At 40.0% G+C, this 25,261-nt stretch carries 22 protein-coding genes and 1 pseudogene; 18 read left to right on the top strand and 5 right to left on the bottom strand.

From position 1 onward, the window contains the following. Positions 1-951 precede the first annotated feature (951 nt). From fmt to BVE84_RS02325, 9 genes are all read left to right on the top strand, one after another. A complete protein-coding gene (fmt, locus tag BVE84_RS02365) occupies positions 952-1,887 on the top strand; it encodes a methionyl-tRNA formyltransferase (RefSeq protein WP_076995477.1) in 936 nt (311 codons plus the stop codon). Then, positions 1,877-3,187 carry a 16S rRNA (cytosine(967)-C(5))-methyltransferase RsmB gene (gene rsmB / locus BVE84_RS02360; protein ID WP_076995476.1) on the top strand — a complete coding sequence of 437 codons (1,311 nt, stop codon included), beginning with the start codon at positions 1,877-1,879 and terminating at the stop codon, positions 3,185-3,187. The genes fmt and rsmB overlap by 11 nt, the downstream gene beginning before the upstream one ends. A gap of 18 nt (positions 3,188-3,205) precedes the next feature. Further along, positions 3,206-3,946, top strand: coding sequence for a Stp1/IreP family PP2C-type Ser/Thr phosphatase (locus BVE84_RS02355; protein ID WP_076995489.1), 741 nt, complete (start codon positions 3,206-3,208; stop codon positions 3,944-3,946). Continuing rightward, on the top strand, positions 3,943-5,919 hold the full coding sequence (gene pknB / locus BVE84_RS02350) for a Stk1 family PASTA domain-containing Ser/Thr kinase (protein ID WP_076995475.1): 1,977 nt from the start codon (positions 3,943-3,945) through the stop codon (positions 5,917-5,919). Before BVE84_RS02355 ends, pknB begins: the two co-directional genes overlap by 4 nt. Positions 5,920-6,920: 1,001 nt before the next feature. Further along, positions 6,921-7,616 (top strand): cell wall-active antibiotics response protein LiaF, encoded by a 696-nt coding sequence (gene liaF, locus BVE84_RS02345; RefSeq protein WP_076995474.1) that lies wholly within the window; start codon positions 6,921-6,923, stop codon positions 7,614-7,616. Then, the gene (locus tag BVE84_RS02340; protein WP_076995488.1) at positions 7,616-8,635 is read left to right on the top strand and encodes an envelope stress sensor histidine kinase LiaS; all 1,020 of its coding nucleotides are present in this window, start codon (positions 7,616-7,618) and stop codon (positions 8,633-8,635) included. Before liaF ends, BVE84_RS02340 begins: the two co-directional genes overlap by 1 nt. After that, the gene (locus BVE84_RS02335) at positions 8,604-9,248 is read left to right on the top strand and encodes a response regulator transcription factor (RefSeq protein WP_076995473.1); all 645 of its coding nucleotides are present in this window, start codon (positions 8,604-8,606) and stop codon (positions 9,246-9,248) included. The genes BVE84_RS02340 and BVE84_RS02335 overlap by 32 nt, the downstream gene beginning before the upstream one ends. 27 nt (positions 9,249-9,275) lie before the next feature. Next, entirely contained in the window at positions 9,276-10,676 is a 1,401-nt protein-coding gene (locus BVE84_RS02330) for a bifunctional Cof-type HAD-IIB family hydrolase/peptidylprolyl isomerase (RefSeq protein WP_076995472.1), read from the top strand. A 1-nt stretch (position 10,677) separates the two neighbouring features. Next, entirely contained in the window at positions 10,678-11,037 is a 360-nt protein-coding gene (locus BVE84_RS02325; RefSeq protein ID WP_076995471.1) for a S1 RNA-binding domain-containing protein, read from the top strand. A gap of 381 nt (positions 11,038-11,418) precedes the next feature. On the opposite strand, the gene BVE84_RS02320 is transcribed toward BVE84_RS02325, so the two are convergent. The 3 genes from BVE84_RS02320 to BVE84_RS02310 all read right to left on the bottom strand — a co-directional run bounded on the left by BVE84_RS02320 (position 11,419) and on the right by BVE84_RS02310 (position 15,012). Continuing rightward, positions 11,419-12,495, bottom strand: a complete 1,077-nt coding sequence (locus BVE84_RS02320; protein WP_076995470.1) for a UvrD-helicase domain-containing protein — start codon at positions 12,493-12,495, stop codon at positions 11,419-11,421. After that, a complete protein-coding gene (locus tag BVE84_RS02315) occupies positions 12,480-14,030 on the bottom strand; it encodes an ATP-dependent nuclease (protein WP_076995469.1) in 1,551 nt (516 codons plus the stop codon). Before BVE84_RS02315 ends, BVE84_RS02320 begins: the two co-directional genes overlap by 16 nt. A gap of 688 nt (positions 14,031-14,718) precedes the next feature. Further along, positions 14,719-15,012 carry a hypothetical protein gene (locus BVE84_RS02310; protein WP_076995468.1) on the bottom strand — a complete coding sequence of 98 codons (294 nt, stop codon included), beginning with the start codon at positions 15,010-15,012 and terminating at the stop codon, positions 14,719-14,721. Between the two features lie 372 nt (positions 15,013-15,384). On the opposite strand from BVE84_RS02310, the gene BVE84_RS02305 reads away from it, so the two are divergent. After that, positions 15,385-16,044, top strand: a complete 660-nt coding sequence (locus tag BVE84_RS02305) for a recombinase family protein (RefSeq protein ID WP_076995467.1) — start codon at positions 15,385-15,387, stop codon at positions 16,042-16,044. A 248-nt stretch (positions 16,045-16,292) separates the two neighbouring features. Beyond that, positions 16,293-17,663, top strand: coding sequence for an LPXTG cell wall anchor domain-containing protein (locus BVE84_RS02300; RefSeq protein WP_076995466.1), 1,371 nt, complete (start codon positions 16,293-16,295; stop codon positions 17,661-17,663). A gap of 337 nt (positions 17,664-18,000) precedes the next feature. Here BVE84_RS02300 and BVE84_RS02295 read toward each other — a convergent pair whose 3' ends face one another. Then, positions 18,001-18,603, bottom strand: coding sequence for an LPXTG cell wall anchor domain-containing protein (locus BVE84_RS02295; RefSeq protein WP_076995465.1), 603 nt, complete (start codon positions 18,601-18,603; stop codon positions 18,001-18,003). Between the two features lie 608 nt (positions 18,604-19,211). Here BVE84_RS02295 and BVE84_RS02290 point away from each other — a divergent pair. After that, complete coding sequence (locus BVE84_RS02290) at positions 19,212-19,580, top strand: hypothetical protein (protein ID WP_076995464.1); 369 nt, start codon at positions 19,212-19,214, stop codon at positions 19,578-19,580. 31 nt (positions 19,581-19,611) lie between these two features. Here the strand turns inward: BVE84_RS02290 and BVE84_RS02285 are convergent, their stop codons facing one another. Then, a complete protein-coding gene (locus tag BVE84_RS02285; protein WP_228062150.1) occupies positions 19,612-20,601 on the bottom strand; it encodes a DUF2806 domain-containing protein in 990 nt (329 codons plus the stop codon). Between the two features lie 180 nt (positions 20,602-20,781). Here BVE84_RS02285 and BVE84_RS02280 point away from each other — a divergent pair, with 180 nt between their 5' ends. The 6 genes and pseudogenes from BVE84_RS02280 (at position 20,782) to BVE84_RS11365 (ending at position 25,210) form a co-directional block, all read left to right on the top strand. Continuing rightward, positions 20,782-21,045 (top strand): hypothetical protein, encoded by a 264-nt coding sequence (locus tag BVE84_RS02280; protein ID WP_076995463.1) that lies wholly within the window; start codon positions 20,782-20,784, stop codon positions 21,043-21,045. A gap of 9 nt (positions 21,046-21,054) precedes the next feature. Further along, positions 21,055-21,279, top strand: coding sequence for a hypothetical protein (locus tag BVE84_RS02275; RefSeq protein WP_076995462.1), 225 nt, complete (start codon positions 21,055-21,057; stop codon positions 21,277-21,279). 158 nt (positions 21,280-21,437) lie between these two features. Continuing rightward, positions 21,438-22,052: pseudogene (locus tag BVE84_RS02270) on the top strand (MT-A70 family methyltransferase). Positions 22,053-22,220: 168 nt separating this feature from the next. Beyond that, positions 22,221-24,347, top strand: a complete 2,127-nt coding sequence (locus tag BVE84_RS02265; RefSeq protein ID WP_076995461.1) for a type IV secretory system conjugative DNA transfer family protein — start codon at positions 22,221-22,223, stop codon at positions 24,345-24,347. Then, positions 24,334-25,101: a replication-relaxation family protein gene (locus BVE84_RS02260; protein WP_076995460.1), complete on the top strand. Its 768-nt coding sequence runs from the start codon at positions 24,334-24,336 to the stop codon at positions 25,099-25,101. Before BVE84_RS02265 ends, BVE84_RS02260 begins: the two co-directional genes overlap by 14 nt. Beyond that, on the top strand, positions 25,094-25,210 hold the full coding sequence (locus BVE84_RS11365) for a hypothetical protein (protein ID WP_341864563.1): 117 nt from the start codon (positions 25,094-25,096) through the stop codon (positions 25,208-25,210). Before BVE84_RS02260 ends, BVE84_RS11365 begins: the two co-directional genes overlap by 8 nt. Positions 25,211-25,261: the final 51 nt, after the last annotated feature.

Raw genomic sequence — 25,261 nt, 5'->3', positions numbered from 1 at the left:
TCATAATAGCAAAGTGAAAAACTTTCTTTGTGAACATCCATTCCGATGAAAAGTGTGGTAAAATGAAACATATAAGACCTCCAATTGAGTGTGGTAATTCCTGTTAGAAGTTGATTGTTTTTTTATTCTAGTGTACAGGTAAATCCACGAATTCTCAACTGGGGGTCTTTACATATTGTCTATAAAAGTCAAAAAGTACCTAGGAAGTTAGCTGGAGTCTCCTATTTTTCATTTGGTTTTTTAACGTCCTCACATCTTGTGTAACTGAGTTCAGCCTAAAACCTCGGAAAAAAGATAGGCAGCTGTTTTGACTTTAGTCAATTACAGCTGAGAATCCCTTTGGGATAGAAATAGTCAGGGGAGTAAAATAATCCAGTGGATTATTTTAGCCCGAACTTAGAAATTAAAAAGTGAGGGAATTTGTTACTGAGCCTAGAAACTAAGAAGCGAAGATAGTCAGGGGAGTAAAATAATCCGGTGGATTATTTTAGCCCGAACTTAGAAATTAAAAAGTGAGGGGATTTGTTACTGAGCCTAAAGATGAAAGAGCGAAGTTAATTAGGTGTTCAAAGGTTTCTTCGTCGTATTTCCTATTTTCACTTAGACCTTTTAACGTCCTCACATCTTAAATGAACAGGCCCTAAACTCTGTGTGAAAAGATAAATACTCCTAGAAACTCTAGTTTCTTCATCAAATTTTCTATTTCCTAGCTCAGGCTTCTGTGGTCACTTTCTTGTTTCGACTAGTTACTCCTCGCTTTCCGATTTCTTGGCTCGGGCTAACCTAATCCACTGGATTAGGTTACTCCCCAAACTGTTTCAATCCTATTTTCGCTTTGAGTTTTTCACGGGCTTAGTATCTTGATGTTGTTTGAAACGGGGGAAACAAGCGAAAAAATGGTATAATAGAGTAGATTGTATTTGAAGAAATGAACAGAGAAGGAGCATGCGCATGACAAAATTGATTTTTATGGGGACACCTGACTTTTCAGCGACAGTCCTAAAGGGATTGATCGAGGATGCTCAGTATGAACTTTTGGCAGTGGTTACTCAGCCAGATCGTGCGGTTGGCAGAAAAAAAGAAATCCGAATGACACCTGTCAAAGAGTTGGCCTTGTTGCATGATTTGCCAGTTTATCAACCAGAAAAATTATCTGGTAGTACCGAATTAGAAGAACTAAAAAGGCTTGGAGCAGATGGTATTGTCACGGCAGCTTTTGGACAATTTTTACCAACAAGCCTCTTGAATAGCGTATCATTTGCAGTCAATGTCCATGCCTCTCTTTTGCCGAAATATAGGGGTGGAGCGCCGATTCATTATGCCCTAATCAATGGAGATTCTGAGGTAGGTGTGACCCTTATGGAAATGGTCAAGGAGATGGACGCAGGTGATATGATTGCCAAACGTGCCATTCCGATTACTGACGAGGACAATGTGGGGACCTTGTTTGAAAAATTGGCAGTTGTAGGGCGGGACTTACTGCTGGAACATCTTCCTGCTTATATAATGGGTGACCTAATGCCAGAAGCTCAAGATCCAAGTCAAGTGACCTTCTCACCAAATATCAGTCCTGAAGAAGAGCGTCTGGATTGGCATAAGACCAATCGGCAGATTTTCAATCATATTCGAGGGATGTATCCGTGGCCAGTAGCGCATACTCTTTTAAACGGTGAACGCTTCAAAATTTATGAAGCTAGTCTAGCCGAAGGTTCTGGTCAACCCGGGGAAATCCTTGTGCTTGGCAAGAAAGAATTGCTCATTGCAACAGGCGAAGGAGCAATCGCTCTCAAAACAGTTCAGCCAGCAGGAAAACCGAAAATGGATATTGTTGACTTCTTAAATGGCCTTGGACGTAAGCTAGCAGTAGGAGATTGTTTTGGTGAATAAAAAAGAAACAGCACGAGGTCTTGCCCTGATGGTTTTAGGACAGGTCTTGACTGAGGGGGCTTATTCCAATATTGCTCTCAACCACGCATTGACTTCCTCCTCCTTATCTGAAAAAGACAAGGGATTTGTGACCGAGTTGGTCTATGGTACGGTGATGCGGAAAATCACACTTGAGTGGTATCTGTCACATGTGATTGAAGATAGAAATCGGTTGGATTCGTGGGTCTATCACCTGCTCATGCTAAGTCTTTATCAGATTTTATATTTGGAGAATATTCCCAACCATGCCATCGTCAATGAAGCGGTGGAATTAGCGAAGAAAAGACGGGGAGCATATAAGTTTGTTAATGCAGTTTTAAGAAAGCTGGTAGATAATAAACTGCCAGATGTGACCACCATTAAACGTAAAAATAAACGTCTATCCATTCAATATTCCTTGCCAGTCTGGCTAGTGAAAAAACTGATAGAGGAATATGGTGAAGGGCGGGCGATGAAGATTTTTGAGAGTTTGCTTAGCCGCAATAAGGCGAGTATCCGTGTGATCAATTCTCAGGAAGTGGAACTCTTGAAACAAGAAATGCAAGCAGAGCAGTCTCTGCTATCAGATGTTGGTCTGGTCAAGCAGAAGGGACATTTTGCAGGCACAAAGGCATTTACAGAAGGTCGAATCACAATTCAAGATGAGAGCAGCCAGCTCGTCGCTCCCCTGCTCCAGCTTCAAGGGGATGAAGCCGTGCTGGATGCCTGTGCAGCTCCGGGTGGCAAGACAGTTCATCTTGCTAGTTATTTGACGACTGGAAGTGTCACAGCTCTTGACTTGTATGATCATAAGTTGGCCTTGATTGAGCAGAACGCTGAGCGTCTTGGTGTAGCAGATAAAGTCATCACAAAAAGGCTAGACGCGAGACAGGTTTTTCAAGAATTTGGAGCAGATGCCTTTGATAAGATTTTGGTAGACGCTCCCTGCTCAGGGATTGGCCTCTTACGCCGTAAGCCAGACATCAAGTACAATAAGGAAATAGCTGATTTTACAGCGTTGCAACAAGTGCAACTAGAGATATTGGACAATGTTTGTCAAAGTCTTAGAAAAGGTGGTATAATGACCTATAGCACCTGCACGATTGTCGCAGAAGAAAACGCTCAAGTGGTGAAGGCTTTCCTAGCCCAGCACCCCAATTTTAGACAAGTAACATTAGAACATAAAAGAAAGGATATTCTGCAGGACGGATGTATTCTGATCACCCCGGAATTATATGGGAGTGATGGTTTCTTCATCAGTCAATTTCAGCGGATATCCTAAGAGGAGGAAATGGACCAAATGGAAATTTCATTATTAACAGATGTAGGTCAGAAACGGACAAACAATCAAGATTATGTCAATCGTTATAAAAATCGAGCGGGTATTGATTTGATCGTTTTAGCAGACGGTATGGGCGGGCATCGAGCAGGACACATTGCAAGTGAGATGGCAGCTACCGATCTGGGGATTTCATGGGTGGATACGCAAATCCATACCTTGAATGATGTTCGTGAATGGTTTGCCCTTGTCTTAGAGCAGGAAAATCAAAAGATTCATGAATTGGGCCAGACAGAGGAATACCGTGGTATGGGGACAACCTTAGAAGCTGTTGTCATCATCGACAATCAAATGATCTATGCCCATATCGGAGATTCACGAATTGGTCTAGTCCGTAATGGCGAATATAGCCAGTTGACCAATGACCATTCCTTGGTAGGAGCCTTGGTTCGAGCAGGGCAGTTGACCGAAGAAGAAGCGAAACATCACCCACAGAAGAATTTTATTACTCAATCCATCGGTCAGCAGCACCCTATTGAAGCAGACATTGCCTTAAAAACATTGGAAGCAGGGGACTATATTCTGGTCAATAGTGACGGTCTAACCAATATGGTTTCTAACGAGGATATTCGAGACATTGTTCTTAGTGATGTTCCATTAAACAGCAAGACCGAAAGTCTTATCCGCTTTGCTAATAATGCTGGTGGTACAGATAATATTACGGTAGCCCTTATCCACATTACCGAGGAGGCTAGGCAATGATTCAGATTGGGAAAATCTTTGCTGATCGCTACCGAATCGTTCGGCAGATTGGGCGCGGTGGCATGGCAGATGTCTACCTGGCAAAAGATTTGATTTTGGATGGCGAAGAAGTGGCGGTCAAGGTGCTTCGGACCAACTATCAAACCGATCAGATAGCTGTGCAACGTTTTCAGCGTGAGGCTAGAGCCATGGCAGATTTGGATCATCCAAATATTGTCCGCATTTCAGACATTGGTGAAGAAGATGGACAGCAATATTTGGCGATGGAATATGTCAATGGTCTCGACTTAAAACGGTATATTAAGGAGAATGCTCCTCTCTCAAATGATGAAGCAGTGAGGATCATGGGGCAAATCCTTTTGGCCATGAGAATGGCGCATACCCGAGGTATCGTACACCGTGATTTAAAACCACAAAATGTCTTATTGACCAAAGAAGGAACAGCCAAGGTAACGGACTTTGGGATTGCAGTAGCCTTTGCAGAAACGAGCTTGACCCAGACAAATTCGATGCTGGGGTCGGTTCACTATTTGTCACCTGAGCAGGCTCGTGGATCAAAGGCAACCGTCCAAAGTGACATTTATGCAATGGGAATTATCCTGTTTGAAATGTTGACTGGAAGGATTCCTTATGATGGAGATAGTGCCGTAACCATTGCGCTCCAGCATTTTCAGAAGGCTCTACCTTCTGTACGAGAAGAAAATCCTAGTGTGCCACAGGCGCTTGAAAATGTTGTGTTAAAAGCGACAGCGAAAAAGCTCACAGACCGCTATAAAACAGTGGCGGAGATGTATACGGATATAGCCTCTTCGCTGTCAAGTAATCGTCTGAATGAAAAGAAGATTGTCTTGGAAGATGGAAAAGTGGATACCAAAACCCTACCGAAGCTATCGCCACTTGCGACCGAGCAACGCTCATCCACTGCTAAATCTCCAAAGGGGACTTCCCTAGCTCAACCTTCAGGGCGTCCAATAGCACCTCCGACAAAGACCAAGCGAAGAATGAGAACGCGTTACAAGGTGTTATTAGGGGCAATTCTATTGATTGTTGCCGCTGTTGCTACCCTTTTACTGAATACTCCTGCTACCATTAAGGTTCCAGATGTGAGTGGACAGACGGTAGAGGTGGCTAAGGAAATGCTAGAGACAGCAGGTTTAAAGGTGGGCAAGGTGATAGAAGAGCCGTCCTCAGAAGTTGGAGAGGGGAAGGTTATTCGTACCAACCCAGCAGCGAGTACTTCTAAACGGGAAAGGAGCCTTGTTGATATCATTGTGGCGACCACCGAAGCAGTAACGGTCCCTGATGTCGTCGGCAAGGACTTTGACGAAGCGAAGATGGAACTAGAGGCGGCAGGATTTGTCGTTAAGGAAACACAAGAATACAGCGACAGCGTAGAAGCAAAGAAGGTCATTGCGACAGACCCGAAGGCTAATTCGTCCAAGACCAAGGGAAGTACGGTGACAGTGACAGTATCAAAGGGAGAGGAGCAACATCAAGTCCCAGATGTCACTGGTAAGAGTCTAGAGACAGCTATGCAAGAATTAAAAGCAGCAGGTTTGGAGGTTGGAACAACGAGGGAAGAGTATGATAGCCGCCAAAAAGGGCTGATCATTCGCACAGATCCAAGTGTCGGAGAGTCCTTGGCTAAGGGTTCTGTAGTGAATCTCGTCATCTCAAAAGGTCCAGCCCCCATTATGCCGAACTTTGGTGTGCTAAAAACGACTTATGCAGATGCGCGCAGGCAGTTACAAAATTTAGGAATCAATATCAGTGTCGAAAAAGTCGAAGATCCTAATTACACTGCTAATGGAGAGTTAGTGGTAGGGCAATATCCAGATGCCGGCAGTGCTATCGGGGAAAGCGTGACCCTCTACGTATCTGTAGCGGTTCCTGCTGGGTCAACAACTAGTAGCAATATTGAGACAAATAATTCTGGAACCAGCTCGACAACGACTGGTAGCTCGGGTCATTAAAAAAGAAGAGCAGATGCTTTTCAGAGGGTAGGGAGGCTCAATATGGATAACAGCCTAGTTTACTTACTCTAAATAAAATGAACTCTTAGAAGCCTTGAATCTTGGTTTCTAAGAGTTTTTGCTTTGTTTGCTTCAACAGTCTAGGAATAGACTGTTGAAGGTTGGCAATAGAGCGAGTGTAACTCGTGTCAAACAGTCTAGGAATAGACTGTTGAAGGTTGGCAATAGAGCGAGTGCCACTCGTGTCAAACGCCCTTTGTATCTTATGTAACTGAGTTCGGACTAAGGTCTGTGTGAAAAAGATAATTCTTCCTAGAGTCTCTAGACTCTGCGTCAGAATTCCTATTTTCACTCAGACCTTTTAACGTCCTCACATCTTAAATGAACTCGAGCTACAACTCACTGAAAAAAAGACCAATCTCATTGGTTGCAAGACAACCTGCTTTGATTGTCTATTTTGTCTAGGAGTTGCTTCAACAGTCTAGGGATAGACTGTTGAAGGTTGGAAATAAAACGAGTATTACTCGTATCAAACGCTCTCGTATCTTGTATTGAACACGGGCTATAACTCGCTGATAATAAAACTAATCCAGTGGAGTGAAACAGTTTGGCGAATTGTTTCAGCTGGTCACCCAAAAACAAGAAAGTGACCATAGAAGCCCGAACCTAGAAATTAAAAAGTGAGAGAATTTGTCACTGAGCTTAAAAACTAAGAAGTGAAGAAAAATACTTCTATTTACTGTCTTTAGTGAATAGGCTGAAAACCTCCACAGGAGCTTTTCACTCGTCGCATTTCCTATTTTCGCTTTGAGTTTTTCACGCCCTTTGTATCTTATGTTTCCTTTTGATTTTTATTGAGTAGGAGTTGTGATGACTATGAATGAGAAAAGGTTGTTTGAGGTGGCTGTTCTTCACTCTGAAAAGAGGACCTTCCTTTTCCTACTCTAGAAGGAGGTAATTCTGAAGAATTTTGGTACAATAGTAGGGAAAGGAATCACGAGATGAGAAAAGTCCAGTTTTTTTTATTAGTAGAAAGTATTATCTTTACCTTGGCCTGTTTTGATGTCTTGGCAAGCGAGGCGGCCCGTATCATCCTGCTTGTCGCTCTCTTATTACTGGTTTTATGGTATGGGACAGGGAAAAAGATAGGCAGTGTATTTTTATCCAGTGCTATTTTTTTAATTCTTCTTGTCTTTGTCCTAAATCCCTATTTTATCATCGGTGTGATTTTCCTTCTAATCTATATGGTTATCAATTTCTTTTCTCGCTATGAGAAGCGGAATCAATACACGCATCTGCATTTTGAGGATACAGCACTTCAAGCCCATAAACAAAAGACTAAGTGGTTTGGCAATCAAGATCATTCGCAGGACTCTTACGGTTTTGAGGACATCAATATCGTTCGTCTCTTTGGCAATGATGTTGTTGATCTCGATGAGACGATTTTGGTCGGTCGAGATAATATTGTCGTAGTGCGTAAGACGTTTGGAAAAACAAAAATTATCCTCCCGATCGATGTCGAGATTTCTTTATCAGCAGCAAGCCTGTATGGCAGGGTCTATTTCTTAGGGCTATCCTACTGGGACTTACGCAATGAGAGTTTTTCTATTGCCAGTCCCTACTACAAGGAGTCTCATAAGCGAGTAAAAGTGGTAGTTAACTGCATCTTTGGCGATGTGGAGGTGGTTCGTGTATGATTAAGAAAGGGACTATTCTTCTTCTCGCCTGGTATGCTACTTTGATTATCTTGGTGGTGCTATCAGCTGTTTTTCCCCTGCTCCCTCCCTCTCTCCTTGATGCTGCGGTGTGGGTCTCAACGGAACAATTTATTTTCACGATCCTTCTTTTAATTGTTGTTCTGACCTTTTTCTTGGTCGTTTTGGTCCAATCTGTTTCAATCGTTGCAACTCAAGGGATACGACAGAAAATCCGTTCCATCATTCAAAATAAGACCATTCGCACGTCATCAGAAGAAGATCAACTCTTACTACAATTATCAGAAAAAGTGCGGAATTTGACCCATCAGGTTCAGTTGATTGATAATCAGGATTTGGTAAAAAAAGAAGAGATTGTAGAAGGTGAACGCAGGCGGATTGCTCGTGATTTACATGATACAGTCAGCCAGGAATTATTTGCTAGTAGTATGATTTTATCAGGTCTGTCTAGTAGTTTAGAAACGCTTCAAGCGGAGACCTTACAAGAACAGCTCACCATTGTCAAAGATACGATTGAAACAGCGCAGCGTGATTTGCGCATCTTACTCTTACATCTGCGACCGAGTGAGTTGGACGGTAAAGATTTGGTGGAAGGTTTTGAAATGATATTGCGCGAGGTCAGTGATAAGAGCGCTATTGAAGTACATTTTCACCATGAAGTAGAGACCTTGCCGACGGCGATTGAGGAGCATCTCTTTCGCATTGCTCAAGAGATTATCAGTAATACCTTACGTCATTCAAAAGCTCGCCATCTGGATGTTTACCTACTACAGTCAGAATATGAAGTTCAGCTAAAGATGACAGACGATGGGGTTGGTTTCATCAAAAGCGATGAGCAAGAAGTGAGCTACGGTCTGCAAAATATTCAAGAACGTGTAGAAGATATGGCAGGAACATTGAAAATTCGCACCGCCCCTAATAAGGGAGTGGCAATCGATATTCGCATCCCATTATTGAAAGGAAAAGAACATGAGCAAGATTCGAGTCTTATTAGTGGATGACCATGAGATGGTTCGTCTAGGATTGAAAGGTTTTTTAAATTTACAGGCAGATATTGAGGTGATTGCAGAGGCAAGTGATGGGCAAGAAGGGGTTGCAAAAACTCTGGAATTGAGGCCGGATATTGTCGTTATGGATTTGGTTATGCCTCAGCTATCAGGGGTTGATGCGACCTTAGCAATCCTCAAAGAGTGGAAGCAGGCGGCTGTTTTGATTTTGACCTCTTATCTAGATAATGAAAAGATTTATCCTGTCTTGAAAGCAGGGGCTAAGGGATATATGTTGAAAACCTCTAGCGCTGAAGAAATTGTTCGGGCTATTCGGAAGGTCTATCGGGGAGAGCTAGCGATCGAAACAGAAGTAGAAAAGAAAATGGAAGATAAAAGACGTCATCCAGCTCTTCACGATGACTTGACAGCGCGCGAAAAAGAAATTCTAACCCTCTTGGCTAAGGGGTACGACAATCAGCGGATTGCTGACGAATCCTTTATTTCCTTAAAAACAGTCAAAACCCATGTATCCAATATCCTCTCGAAATTAGCTGTGAGTGATCGGACGCAGGCAGTCGTCTATGCTTTCCAGCATGGATTGGTGGCGCAAGAGTCGGAATCATGATATAATGGGAAGCACAAAAGGAGATTTATGGACGCGAAATTAAGATATAAGGCAAAAAAGATTAAAATGATCTTTTTTGATATTGATGATACCCTTCGGGTCAAGGATACAGGGTATGTCCCTGCCTCCTTGACCCGTGTGTTTCAATCCTTGAAAGAAAAAGGGATTTTGACAGGACTTGCCTCTGGACGAGCGATGTACGGAGTGGTTCCAGAGTTGCAGGCCTTGAAGCCAGACTATTTTGCCATGATTAACGGTAGTTTTGTCGAAGATGCTAAGGGGACGGTTATCCGTCAAAAAGCTATTCCCAGAGAACTGGTAGAACGTTGTATCGAGTGGACCAAGGCGGAAGGGATTGACTATGGATTGATGGGAAGCCATAAGGCGACCCTATCCCATCGCGATGAGCGAATCAGCAAGACGATTGATATTGTTTATGAGAATCTAGAAACGGAACCGGATTTTTATAAGGATCATGCCATCTATCAGATTTGGACCTTTGAGCAAGAAGGCAGGGAAGTGGAACTTCCTACAGAGCTACAAGAGAGTATGCGGAGTGTCCGCTGGGAAGCCATCTCATCGGACATCATCTTACAGGACGCTTCTAAAGCAGCAGGAATAGCAGCTGTGGTGGAGCATCTTGGTTTGAAACCAGAAAATGTCATGGTCTTTGGAGATGGCTTAAATGACTTGGAGGCCTTTGATTATGCTGGGATTAGTGTCGCCATGGGGGTTTCGCATCCAGACTTGGTAGCAAGGGCAGACTACATCACAAAAACTGTAGAAAACGACGGTATTTTATATGCTTTGGAGGAATTTGGTTTGGTAGAGAAAGAAAAGTATTACCCACAATTAGACTTAGAACAGGTAGAAGGACCACGAGCTAGGATTAAAACAAATCATGGAGACCTGTACCTGCAACTATTTCCTGAGATGGCTCCCAAGACGGTTGCCAATTTTGTGGCGCTTGCCAAAGATGGTTACTATAATGGTGTTATTTTCCATCGGATTATTAAAGATTTCATGATTCAGGGTGGGGACCCAACCGGAACAGGTATGGGAGGTGAATCGATTTATGGTGCTCCCTTTGAAGATGAGTTTTCAGAAGAAGTGTTCAATATTCGAGGGGCTCTTTCGATGGCGAATGCAGGTCCAAATACTAACGGCAGTCAATTTTTTATCGTTCAAAATACCCACCTGCCATATGCTAAAAAAGAGTTAGAACGTGGTGGCTGGCCAGAACAGATTGCAGAAGTGTATGCCACCCAAGGAGGGACACCGCATCTGGATCAACGCCATACCGTTTTTGGTCAATTACGTGATGAGGCGTCCTACAGTGTTTTAGATACTATCGCTGCTGTAGAAACAGGGGCGATGGATAAGCCAGTAGAAGATGTCATTATTGAAATAATTGAGATTGAGGATTAGGATGAGAATTGGGGATAAATTGCGGGGGACGGTGACGGGTATTCAGTCCTATGGCGCCTTTGTTGAATTGGAAAATGGCATAACAGGACTGGTTCATATTTCAGAAATCAAGACAGGCTATGTTGAAAATATCCGTGAGCAATTAAAGATTGGTCAGGAACTACTCGTTCAGGTGGTGGATTTTGATGAGTATAGCCATAAAGTCAGCCTATCTCTGCGGACATTGGAAGAAGAAAAGCAGAAGGTCCCGCGTCCTCACCGCTTTACAAGCGATCGCTACAAGATTGGCTTTGAGCCTCTTGCTAAGAGCTTGCCACATTGGATAAAAGAGGCCAAACGTTATTTAGAAAGACAATCATAAACGCCATAGTGTTTTAGCTTTAAAATAGATTACCGGAATTATCCAATACCTATAAAATAAGTTACCAACAAAAGATAGAATACAAGAAAGCGAGTTCCAATAATCTGAGAGAGTGTTGGAACTCGCTTTCTTGTATTTTAAAATAATTACCCTCAATGAATATCGGAAAATAGTGACTTTCATTATTGAGAACTGTAGCAGGTAAGCGACAAGGAGTCGTGTGTTGGATATTACAGCTACAAGATGTGAGGAGATATTATACTCTTAAAAAATCAAAAGGATAGATAGGTTGGAAATAGAACGAGTGAAACTCGTGTCAAACGCCCTTTATACCACAGCCCAGACAGCAGTCCAAGATTAAGATTAACCTATACCCACAATTTATATGCTGTTCTTATATTCCGCAAAAATAGTACTGGAAATCAAATAAACATCCCCCAATGAACGAGTTAACGCAACATATAGCTTATTTCGTACTTCATTGGATAGAGTATCCCAATTTGATAGAGTGCTGGTTGGTTTGGTTAGTATTATGCAAGTTTTAGGATAGGTATCACCTTTTGAGTAAGACCAATTAATAAAATTACTAACACCTGGGCACTTAAACCTATTATCCCAAACCAATTTGGGAATATTAGAGTTCATTAATATAGGTGTAGCATCAGAAATATTATCTAGCCACTTAATTTCTCCATTACTATCAGATGAAGATTCGATTGGAATACCTAAATGATTATTGATAAAGCTACAAACTTTCGGAGCTACCCTACGACTTTTTACTAGAGTAGTTGTGTCAATTATGACTTTTTTAGGTAATTTTTGGGACAAATCATCAACAGAAGATATTATAGAAAATGGAAGGTCTGAGCCGTTACCGTCTCTTCGTATATTAGCAACCAAGCTTTGAAATATATCACCTACAGCAACAACATTGGTTTCAGGTGACTTCATAAGATATTCTATAAGCTTAAAATCCCAGCCGTTATAATCTTGAAACTCATCTATGTAAATCGTATCACAAAAATATTTCAATCTATTGAGTACATTCTTTTTAAAATCACGATTCTGTTTCATAAAAAACTTACTTAACCTTGTTACATAGAATTTATCATTTAATAAAAAGTGATTAGGATTATCTAGCTTAAAATAGTTACCATAATCACGAGAGTCTGTTGAAGGTTTAATATTTACCTCAACCCCTCTACTTTTTATACCTGGAAAATTAGCCACAGGTTCAAAAGGTCGAACTAATTGATTATAAACAAATGAATCAAATGTCGAAATTCGAATATTTTCTGGAATCATCCCATCAAAACGCTTCAATAATTCCTTACGAATAATCTCAACATTTCGATGAGTGAATGTAATAAGGTATACTCGTTCTTTATCAGAAAAATCGTTTGCAATAAAATACGTTTTTCCAGCACCTGCGGACGCCAATACTACTCTTTTATCCATCGAACCGCCTCAATTAAATATTCCGGAAGAGAGAGTGAGCTAATCTCACTTTCAATAAGTAGAGCATTTTCTGTTTTATTTTTCAACATATGCGCACACGCTTTGGCCATTGTTTTACCATCATATTCTGCCTTCGTCTGTTTATTCTTATATTTTTCATCAAAAAACTCCGTGTTTTTATTATAAAAAGCGACTTCGAGTGTCCAATTATCACAATTACTGTCAGAAAAAATACTAAATAAATCCGTATTGTTATACTGTTCATCTTTACCGTCATTATCGGTAATTACTGCAACTTTCTTATTTAATGACTCTGCAATTTTGCGATATCTTTCATAGGAAATGCTACCCATCGAAATTATTTCAATACCATCCGCTTCAAGTCTACTACCTACAACTTTCTCGTAGATAGCTGGGAGGATGATATATTCTGCAGCCCCCTCAACTAAAATTACTTTTTCAGCCAATATAAACCTTAAAACATCCAAGTTGTCAATTTTTGAAAAATACATTGATGTATCACTATCTAATTTTTCTAACTTTTTTATTTCTTTATCTGACAACCATATTACATTTTTTAAATCAAGTCTACTTACCACCAGAGAGCTGTGAGATACAATAATCACTTGCTCGGTAGTTCTCTGTTTTAGTAAATTAATTAATTTTCTCGTATTGGTAAAGCTTAAGTGGTTCTCAGGTTCATCGATAAAAATAACATCAAATATTCCATTCGATAGAGATACTTCTGTTTTTATTAGGTTTTCCTTACCTTTTCCCATATCTTGAATCGAAACATTATTTTCATAAATATCAATTAATTTAAGAATATCCGTCTTGCTGGAATCAAATCCAATGTGTTTCTCGCTATCAATTTCCAATTCTGTTTTCTGGTTAGTAATAAAACTTTGAAGACTTTGCTTAAATTTAGAGGCTATCTGTCGATGTGTTACCGAATCTACTTTAGCATTATAAAGACTCCGTGCATACCCACCAAATAAGTCATATTTTTGAGTAGAATTATCTAAAAAAATGATATCACCTGAAAGTAGTTGACGCTTATAACTTTTCCCTTGGAACGTGGTCCATGAAGAGCGATAATATTCGATCGGAACTACATTATTCTGAGCAAATTCAGAAAAATTAACATCGTTCAAAAAGTCCATATCGAGACTATATTCGAACTTAATACCACAACGACATTCATTGTTTTTAGGGTTATCATAGTGCAATCCAGAAAATTCTGATGCCTTCAAAGAGTTTCCAAAATCTAAAAATACTTCAATATCAATTCTTGGAAGTGTATCTTTGCTAGGGTTATCGAAAAAGTCCTGAACTTCTTCTTTGTTTAGATATCTATCAAATGATGAATCTGAACGATTAAAAATAGATTGATTCAAGACTATATCTAAAGCTACCAAAAGACTGGATTTCCCGCTTTCATTTTCTCCTACTATCACTGAAACATCATCATTAAATTCCACATTCAATTCTTTAAATTTTTTAAAACCTTTAATTCTAATTTCTTTAATTTTCATTGCAGTACATCTTTCGTATTTTTTCTATAACACTATTGTAACACACCTTAATATTCTATGTTATATTCTGTAAAACTGAATCGAATGTTAAAGTCCTGTTGGAAAGGGAGATTTAAGCCTTTGAATTTTTAGTAGTTAACACCAAATGGTCTATATAAGATTTTGCTCGTCGGTATTCTGAAGAAATAAGAAAATAAATCGAGGTGAAGTTTGGAGGCAAAAAATATTACAAAGCATTGTGAATGTTTTAGAGATTAAAGATAAGTAATAAACCTATTGATGCCTATATTTATGAGTAATTGTTCGGATTTCATAAACTAACGACATAATAACGAAAAAATATTGTAAAAATAAAGTAAAATCAGCACATTTTATGAGATATTATGGTAGAATAGGTAGTAGATGGTTAACTTTTAGTTTTAACTTTTTTAACTGTTTTTGAATTTTTGAGAACTTGAGGGTTGCATGAACGATTAAAATCTGATATACTATTACAGTTGTTACTTAAAAATCGAATCTTTCAGAATCTTGAAAATTTTCTGAAAACATTCATTTTATCAACAATAAAAAACCATTCCAAAAGAGGAATAGTTCTTTACATTTAAGAAGGCAACTGACTACTCCCAATAGTCAGACTGATTGCTTATTTCGAAACGCAACTACTTAGTAGGTGTTTTGAAAATATATTTTATATACCGTGACGATGGAATCGTCGCGGTTTTTTCTTACTCTTGCAAGAGGTGGATGAAGCCTCAAGGGCTTCATTGTTGCTTTGTTCTACTAGAAACACCATTCGACATTTCAAGTAAACAAGGATAGCGACCAACAGCACATTGACCATAAACACAATAATCGTAAAAAGATTTGGGTTGATGAACATTGTAGCTAAGCTATACATCAGATTTTCGAGTGTTGAGTCAAGCGTCGGTTGAATAACACCCTCAGAGACTTGAATCAATTTTGATTTCTCAAATTTTGGCATAGCAACCACCTCCTTTCTTTTAGGATAACCATCTAAAAGAAATAAGCGACACAGTAAAGCCTTTTTAAATTATAAAACACCCACAAAACAATCCAACCACAAACACTAAACCGTTCTTTATGATAGCGTTAATAGAAAAGATAGATGGCTTCCAGAAAACTGGAATATCTATGGTTCTGTCACCTTATCTGAACGATTTGTTTTTTGTTTTATCGTTGAATTATTTTGAAGGTGTTTTTTCCGTCCAGTCTAAATCAGTTTTTGGGGTCTCCCCAACTTCTTCGATATTATCATACATTAAATTTTGAGAGTTGTCAAGAGTGGAACGCTACCATGATATCCCTGCTACAATAGTAAAGCAAGGAGGAAAATGTGAAGAAAATCATCAAGCGATATCAAGAAAAAGGCTCTGTCGTTATCGGCTACGCCCGTGTTAGTTCAACAGACAATCGCCAAGAGTTGGGCTTGGAAGTCCAAAAAGAAGCCCTAAACTTTTGCGACAAACTCTACATTGAAAAAGAATCAGGTGGTAATCAAGAGCGACCTCAGCTTCAAAAAGCTCTCAAGCTCGCCAAGGAATGTGCTGAAAGTGGCATAGAAACCAGCTTTGTAGTATATAAGCTAGACCGCCTAACCAGAAAAATGCTCCACCTATCCGCTATCATATCGGAGCTAACCAGCTACAACATTCGCCTTCAATCCATCCATGAACAAATTGAAACGGATTCGCTAACAGGCAAGTTCTTCTGTCTTATGCTGGGCTATGTGGCAGAATGGGAGCTTCAAGCTATTTCGGCACGCACCAAAGATGGACTGCGTAAAGCTAAAGAACGCGGTGTGAAATTAGGCAATAAAGGCATATCAAAATCCAAAGAAAAGCAAGTTATTAGAAGTTATCTGGAAGAAGGAATGACCGTTCGAGACATCGCCAGCCAGTTCCAGATTTCTACCGCTACCATTTACAGCGTCCTGAAGCGTAACAATATCCAAACAAACAGAAAAATTAACCCAAAAATCGTTGACAAAATCTAGAAAAAATAGTAAAGTAAACTCGTAAAGGTGTTTTAATAAACGGTCGTTTGTTAAAACAATCAAAGCTATCAATAAAAAATATTAGAAATGCTGATTTGACGGGTTTTTTGAAGCCTTGCCAAGTCGGCATTTTTTGATTTTTCATTGTTTTAGTTAACGACCGTTCACTAAAACACGCTCAAACCCTATTGTAGCAGGGATTTTGGGTGATAAACAAAAAATATTCATCATGATATGGAGGAAAAATCATGAAAAAAATCACAAAAAAAATCAACATCGCTCTTGTCTGCACTGCACTTCTTGGCGGAGTTGTATTGCCAGCAACCTCAGTATTTAATACTGCTATTGTCTATGCGGAAACCTATGTAAATACTTCCGACCAACTCATCGGCGTAGTCATATTGCATATCGCGGAAAATACAGACGGAAGTTCATTCCGCTTGAATGGAGATGGGGGCTATATTGAAGTTGAGCCAGGAGCAGAAATCACATCTTCCGCGCCGCAATATGACGGATATACATTGTCACACACCACCTACGCTCCACCAGCATGGGACGGAGGAGATGGTGTACTACGCTATGTATATAAGCAAAACACAACCACGGAACAACCGAAAGACTCAGCGCAAACCGTATCATACATAGTTCAAATGATAGACCAAGATAACAAAGTTCTACAAAGCGAAGTTAGGACAGGTATTGAAGGAGTTGGAGCTACAATTTCAATTCCTCAGCTAGAAGGCTACTTATTTAGAGGTTATCAAATACCGACAGGGTCTGATTTTTCAGGCAAGCAAACTGAAATTTCGTTCCCAATTCAAAAAGATGCTGTCATTACCTTACGCTACCAATTTATTCCTCCAACAGATGAAATCATCAGTCCAGAGAAACGGGCAGAATATCAGTCAGTTTATGATGAATTTCATAGGACAATACTAGAAGCATATACAGTATATAAACAAGAACTAGGAACTGATGGAATCGCCTATGATAAAGTTGAAAATTTATCAGGTGACTTGCAAGCAATCCATAGTGAATTGGTAATAGATACACGATTATTAGACTCTCCTTTAGGAACAGTATTATCAGACGATTACTTTATTAGCGGCTTGGCTTGGACAGATGATTACTGGAACTATCGTATGGAGCAATTAAAAGAGAATACTCAAACTCTTAAAACAGCCTTAGCTAATATTGCTAAATCAAAAGCTGATGTGAATAATAGGGATACCAATACTGATACAAACACTAATGTTGGAGAAAATAATGATAACTCTAATAGTAATGGAGCTGACGCCACGTCTAATACTAACACTGCAATTGTAGACAACCCAGCTGAAAATGGTCAGGAAGACAATAATCAAACTGATACCAATAACTCTGGTGCTACTACAAATAAACAGGATATAAATTCTAAATCTGCTAATACTACCGCACAATCTGCCTTTCAGCAGTCTAGCATTACCGAAAATATTTCAAGCGATAAAAATCAAAAAGCAGATACTAAAGTGCTTCCAGAAACAAATTCTACAAAATCAAGTATATTAAGTTTTGTTGGTATTGGAATTTTAGGGGTTATGGCATTTATTAAGCGATATACAAAAAGACATTCTAAATAGTCTTTAATCTTGCACAAGATACTATTTCACTAATGTGAAAATGATAAATAAAAGGTGGCTAAAATTTTAGCTACCTTTTAACTATTTTATTAAGGTGTGTGAACTCAGATTATTTAGACTGCTGAGTGTCATACTTCTATTTACCGTCCTTTTATTTCTAGCCGCAAGATTTTATACTTTCGTAATTTATTATTTTAAGTAGTGGTCGCTGGAATTTTAGTTACGATACCTATTACTTCTTTTGTAGCATTAGCATTTTACAGAAAAAAGAATAAGTAACTAATCTGCCCATAGATACGGGACAGATTAGTCAAGATACTCATATTATTTTCTACTATTAGTCGTGTTCATCAAAATGAACACTATAAAACTGTTCTTCCGCATCCCAATGTGGCTTAATTATGCTTGCACTGCTTACAGCAAGATAGCCAAATGTTCTTATCTCATCTATATTATCTAGGATTCTATTTACCATTTCATCATCTTTATCCGAATCTCCAGTTCCGTCAACTTTTACGAAATTAACAAATTTACCGTCATAGTACACAGGTTGGTCAAAATCCACAATAATATCATAATCAGAATAGCCAACTTTCTGACACCCGGGAATCACAGCCATCGCCGAACGATTTAATAGGTTAAATGATGCAAAAGTTGATACAGCTATAAATGCAAATACTACAAAACGCTTACCTTTCTTAAATAAAAGCACAGAAGCAACGATAAAAATAACCAACAACACTAATAAAGGCAAGATACTATCTCCACTAATACCAGTATTTGGTGCAGATATAGATGATTGTTGTTTACCATCAACACTTACTATCTTATCTGAATTAGCCTGAGTAGTATTTTTTGTTTCGCTTGTATTATTAGATGCTGTATTGTTGCCAGTAGGCTTATCAAGACAAACCTCGGTCTTTTTTCGAATATTATCCATGGGAACATCCCTTCTTAATTATGCTTATACTTTTATATTATACATATAAATACATATAGTTTCAATAGGATATTTTACGGTTTTTCTGTATACACTAAAACGGCTGAAGATTTTAGCCGTTTTTGCTTGGTTTTAGTATTCGCATCGCTATTCGTTTCGAGTGAGATTTTGTTGGCGCACCACCGCCGTTTCTGAGGTGTTTCGTCAGGCGACTTATTATCTATTCTGGGTTATTTTAGGGTGGTCAAGGTATTTTATTACTGCTGTATAGAAACTCCTATAACTCTTAGTAATGGATACGGGAGGCATACCTAATTCACAAAAACAAACCAGCCATTGCCACCCTCAAAATCAATCAAGCTCAATATGAATTTCCCATACTGTATCAAAAAAATGTCTATTAATATTTGAATAACTACCTTTGATAATTAATCCTCCGTATCGCCAATTCCTGCCCATATAACATCTGTTTTAGCATTAAAATATTCATCAGACTCTGATTTTGAAATCCATTTTCAGATTGTAAAAACTACATCGAAATAGACTGGACTTCCTTACTGGAGAGAGTTATCATTGTCCAGTAATAATAGATAACAGATAAGGAAATTATGAACGACTACAAAGCTAAACAAGAATTAATAACACTTAGCGAAGAAATCCGCCAACAAACTTTTTGGGGTTTGATACCAGAAACGGCAAAGTGGGATTGTACCGAACTTGGAGCCTATTTGCCAGCCATAAGCTTGCCAGCGTTTATTTCTAGCCTAACTGTAAAAAATGGTGTTATGAGCTACGCTGTAACGAGTTTCGAACAATTTACCAAACATACTGAACTATACGAAATTAACGCTACACTTTGGGAATTTATGGTAAAACTTCAAGCGGTTATCGAAAGCCAAACCGAAAAAGAATTTTATCAAAACTTGCTTGAGGTTTTGCATACGGAAGTTTATTTTATCAAAGAATGGGATGATTAGAAATGCCTCAGCTGAATAAGCTGGGGTATTTTTACGATAATCGATACCCCTCTAATTCTTCCACACTTCCTGCCTCCTCCACCTTCTCAACTGGCGCAAGGTAAAAATCAATCGGCAAGCCAGCTAATTGTCGGGCGAATAACTTGGCTAGCTTTTCAAAAAAATCATCATCTGTTTCAATTTCTAAAATTTCCAAAAGTTTCAAGCCGACAGTCGTAAAACTGTAACTTTTGAAAGTTATATCAAACGGCTCTTCATCTGTTTTGAACGCAAAAACCAAATTATCGTTTTGGAAACCCGCAAGCTCGTCTTCTACCGAAACAGGGTTATCCACCCTTGCCCCAATATTGATAAGCCCAAATTCCTCCATCAAAAGAAACTCCGCATTGCCAATCCCGAATTTTTGATAAAGTTGAATCTCCTCAGTAGTCACTGGGGCGTAGAGATAATATTCCTCATCTTCGTCAATAATCACTAATTTTGCCAAGGTCTTGAAAACAGAAATCTCTTTGCTGGTCATCTGCTCAACCGTCGCCCAAAATTTAGGAGGAATATTTCCGTTAAGGGCTACCTCGTCTAGTTCATTTTCCCAAGCTGGCAGAGTTGGGGGATTTTTCACTTCAGAAACTTTTGCGTTATTATAGTTGGCAGTTTTATTGTGTCGACAAACCAAAGCATAGTAAAAGCTCTCAGCTAAGAACAAATACGGTCGGTTGTCTTTATTTTTGACATAGGATTGAGTCAAGCCTAGATAAACTTCTTGACTCAGATTGGAAGATTCTTTAATTAATCCGTAAACTGCCTCGAGCATTTTCTGGATATCAAAATTACCATTTCGGAAGTTTTGATTTCGTAATCTTAGCTCAACGCTCGCGATATAAGTTTGAAAACCTTCGGCAGAGATTAAATCTTCAATCTCGAAGAAAATATTTCTCCCCTGATTGACCCCAGAAAAGACCTTTGATGCAACGTCACTGGGGTAATAATAATCTGTAAGTGCCATCAAAATAGCCTTTGTCATCGAGGTTGGATTTTTCCAACATCGATTTTCTTTTTCTAGTAAATGAAGTAAGTTTTTGACCGTGAATATTTTATCTCCTTTTCGCAATAAAATCGCAAGGATTTGGCAAAAATTGGGCTCTTTATCTTGCTATACTGTAACCAAGTTAGCTAACCCAATTATATCAAAAGGAGGATTCTTATGTCCAATCTACCTCAACATTACAAAGCAGAAACTCTGCCAGCTACCGCTCTCAATCCAGCCAAGCTGGCAATCGCTCGAAACCTGTCGCAAGATATGGCAGTTGTTCAAGCCAACGAGCTTTTGGCTCAAGATATTTTGAACAAGGTCGCCACGCTTTCAGAGCTGGAAAGCCAGATTGTCGCCCAAAATCCCCAAGCCCTGGAGCGGACGGATTTTATTATCAAGGCATTCACTTACGCCTCGATTCAACGGTTCAAATAGGAGGCACTTATGGAAAACTGGCAAATCTGGTGCTTTCTTGGTCTGGCGTTTATCTTCTTTCTTGGTCTGTTCTTGATTGCTTTGGGCGAAGAGGAAGAACAAGCAGAAACTTATTCTCAAGAAGAATTGGCTCTGTTAGAATTTCTCGAAACCCGCCAAGCGGTGAATGAGGACTTCTTAAAAGCCCAAAACCAACTATTGAAAGAATTATTCGATGAAAGGAGACGATTTTAAGTATTTTTTACAACACCGAACAAGTTGGGCGGAAAAATTCCGCCTGACCTCTGTTCTTGGCGTTCGCATCGCTCCAAAAGTTCAAACTGCTCACGGTTTGAAATCCCTTGTTTCTGAGGTATTCTTGGAGCGTCTGACAAGACAGAAAGGATTTTCAAATGAAAACAAATCAAGATACTACCAACCAACACTCGCCTAAAAAGTTCAAAACCATTCTCGCAGACCCACCTTGGGACGTGGCTCAAAAAGGTACGCACGGAGCAATCAAACACTATAAATTGATGACAGTGGAAAACATCAAAAAGATGCCCATCGCAGACCTCGCCGAAGACAACGCCCACCTCTGGCTTTGGACTTATCCAGCCGTTCTCTAACAATCGTTCGACGTGGTGCGAGCCTGGGGCTTTGAGCCAAAGTCTATCTTCACTTGGGTTAAGCCACGCCTCGGCTTAGGAAATTATCTCCGAAATGCCACAGAACAAGTCATATTTGCCACACGAGGCAAGGCTCCTATCAAATTCAAGGGGCAAATCAACTGGGGAATATTCCCCGTTCAAGACCATTCTCATAAGCCCGAAGAACTTTACAGTATCATCGAACGCTGTTCAGGTGGCGACTACCTCGAACTCTTCGCCCGCCGTCCCGTACCATCGGATAAAAATTGGAGCGTTTGGGGCAATGAAATCGAGAGCGACGTTATCATTCCAAATTATCCAGTCCCAGAATACTTGAAAGATGCTCGAGATTTTCGAAAGGTAGGACAGGATGAATGAAAAAGTTAATAGGCTACATTGTCGGTTTCTGCCTGTTGGCGATACTAGTCAATTATTCTGTCCAGCTTTTGGTCGATATTTGGCTGGAATTGGTGGTTGGCTCTATAATGTCTTTAGGCTTTTACGTCGCCATAAAACTCATCAAACATCATCAGGATTGGAGGTAGTATGAAAAGACCAACTCATCTGTCGTGGCAAAGTATGGATTGGACGAGACCTTTCGAATTCGAAACTATCTGTAATTTTACAACGCAACTCAACGGCTATTCTCGTCGCCAGCCCTTTGTCTGGGAAATTCGTTTGACACCAGAAAAAGCCAGCCACCTTATCGGAGCTGACTCAATTGATTTGCGATTCTTGAAAGAAATGATGACCGCACACAACCCTGTTCGTTTTGAGAAAACTAAGCGAGCAAAAGTGACCTCAGCCTATAACATCATTCTATCAAAAAATCACTACGCCTTAAAAACCAAAGAAGTAGACAATCTCGTTCGGAGTTTCCTGTCGCAATCTGGCACTTTAAAAAGAAATGAAGAGATTGTTCTCCAGTTGATTGTCGGTAAATCCTCCTCTCCAAAACCAATTCTCAAGGAACTTGGCAATCCAGACGCTACTTTCTGGCAAAAAGTGACTGGTAATATTCCGCCACTTTCGTCAGATAGCAAGGCTCTGATACGAGAAAAACTTCATCATAGTCAGTTTCAAGTTAGCTTGCGTCTTGGTATTCGAGCTGACAATAAGGCACGAGAAATTCAAATTTTGAAAAGTGTTTTGGCTTCACTTCGAATTTTGGAGCGAGCTGGATCTAAATTCCACGCCAAGCCAACTTCGGCAGAAAAACTAAACCACGGGCATTTGCCGTGGCACTTCCAGACGATTCTTTCAAGTATTGAACTCGCCAGCCTCTTCTTACTACCAGCTGGCGATGCTCAATATAGAGGCGTATCATCTCTGTCGCCCAAAACTATTTTACCACCAATTGGCTTTTCGCAAAATACCAAACGTCTCTTTGGATATAGTTTGGAAAAATCCCCGAGGTTTATCGGTATTCCAGCGCGAGAGGGATTGTCACATACTTGGCTTTTGGGTGGCACTGGGAGTGGAAAATCCACTGCTATGCTCAACTTGATTTTAGCGGATACTCATGATGGTCGGTCTGCGGTAGTGATCGACCCCAAGGCAACCCTGGTTTCAGATATTCTGGAACGTCTGCCCAAGGAACGAGACTCTGATGTGGTGATCTTAGACCCTAGCCAAGCTGGACAGGCTGTTTCAATAAACCCTTTCGACTTGGTAAAATTCGGCGTTCCAGCAGAATTGGTTGCAGATATACTTCTGGGTGTTTTTCAAGAAATATTTGAAGAATCTTGGGGTATTTACACGCAGGATATTCTCAGCCATAGTTTTCACACCTTAGCAAAAGTGGACGGCTCGACGCTCCTTGACCTACCAAAACTCTTAACCAACAAAGCCTTTCGGCACGACCTTTTGAAAACTATTTCAGACCCATTCTTGCTGGATTTCTGGCAAGGTTACGACACCTTGAGCGACTCCGCTCGGCAAACCATGATTGCTCCAGTCCTTAACAAATTTCGGAGCGTCTTGCTTCGTCCAGCCTTGAGAGCGGTACTAGGACAATCTTCAGGCAAATTCCCACTGAAAGACATTTTCGACAAGCCAAGACTCTTACTTGTTCCGCTAAACAAAGGCTTAATCGGTGCAGAAAATGCCAAATTCATCGGAGCGATTTTGTTGGGCTGTTTGTACCAATTGACACTTCTGAGAGCCAAGGAAACCGTTCGAAAGCCTGTCTTCATCTATATTGATGAGGTTGCGGATTATCTCAAATTACCGGTTCCTCTAGAAGATGCATTATCCATGTCTCGAAGTTTAGGTGTTGGCTATATTTTGGCCAATCAGTTTTCGAAACAGTTCCCCAAATCGCTTCGAGAGTCCATTTATGCCAACTGCCACAACCAGATTATCTTTGGGCTTTCAATGAACGAAGCCAAGGAACTGGCTGGGCTTGTTCCTGAACTTTCTGCAGAGGATTTTTACAAATTGCCTCCGTTTCAGGTTTATGTCAAAGTGCCAATCGTGAAAAATACTTTCAAATGGTTATCTGCCAAAACACTACCAGCTCCACCTGCCTTTCGCAAGAAAGATGAGATTTATGGCGAGAGTTTCAAACGATACGGTTCAACTTTCAACGAAGAAGCACCGACCAAAAACATCACAAAACCACTTTCTGGCATTGGACGAAAGAAAAAGGAGGTTTCAGATGAGGTTAACTAAACGAGATTATGAAGTTTTGAGCTTACTCAACCGTTGTCGCTACGCCACAACCAAACAATTAGTGGAACTGTATTTCAGAGAGAATAAACCTAAAACAGCCACAAGGCGAGCCAATCTCCTCACCAAAAAACTATCCAACCTTGGGCTTATCCATCATCTGGAACGCCGAATTGGTGGCGTGCGAGCTGGGAGCGGTTCCTACATTTGGTATATCACACACAAAGGAATTAAGGTTCTGCGCGAGATTGAGCCAAGTGTGAAACTCAAACTGAAAAATCGTTATGAGCCAATACGCAACCACCTCAAACATCAGCTGTTCGTGACACAGTTGTTTGTGGAACTCTACAAACTTCACAGTGAAAACAAGCTATTTCTGGAAGATTTTTCCTTTGAACCAAAATGTTGGCGGAGCTTTGCGACCTTGTTTTCACATTTTACACTCAAGCCTGACGCTTTCGCGAAACTAATCATTGGTGACTTCGAAGATGCCTATTTCTTCGAGGCAGACAACGCCACGGAACATATCGGCAGAGTGATTGCCAAATGCAAGCAATACATCGCCTACTTCAATACAGGTATTGAGCAACGAGAAAACGAGGTCTTCCCATTGGTGGTTTGGATTGTGCCAGATGAAAAACGGAAGATAGGCATTTTGAATCGAATTAGAGAAGATTTAGACGCTTACTGGGAGCTTTTTGAAGTGGTAACATTGGACGAATTTTCAGGTTTTATACTAGGAGGACGAGATGACTAAGGAACAGAAGCGTAAAATCGGCAAAGTGACATTCGTGATTGTGAGGAGGTTTACTGGAAAAGAAACTCTTGAGAAGAAACTCCAGCGCTTGATTTTGGAGAAGAATTGACTGGACTTTTCGCCCCAAGAGAGCTATCATGTCAGTGGGTTATAGGTGAAT

Origin of the sequence: Streptococcus azizii (genome assembly GCF_001984715.1) — a bacterium.
Taxonomy (GTDB): Bacteria; Bacillota; Bacilli; order Lactobacillales; family Streptococcaceae; genus Streptococcus; species Streptococcus azizii.
The sequence above is the reverse complement of the archived record's forward strand: the minus strand, read 5'-3'. Positions and strand labels throughout refer to the sequence as shown.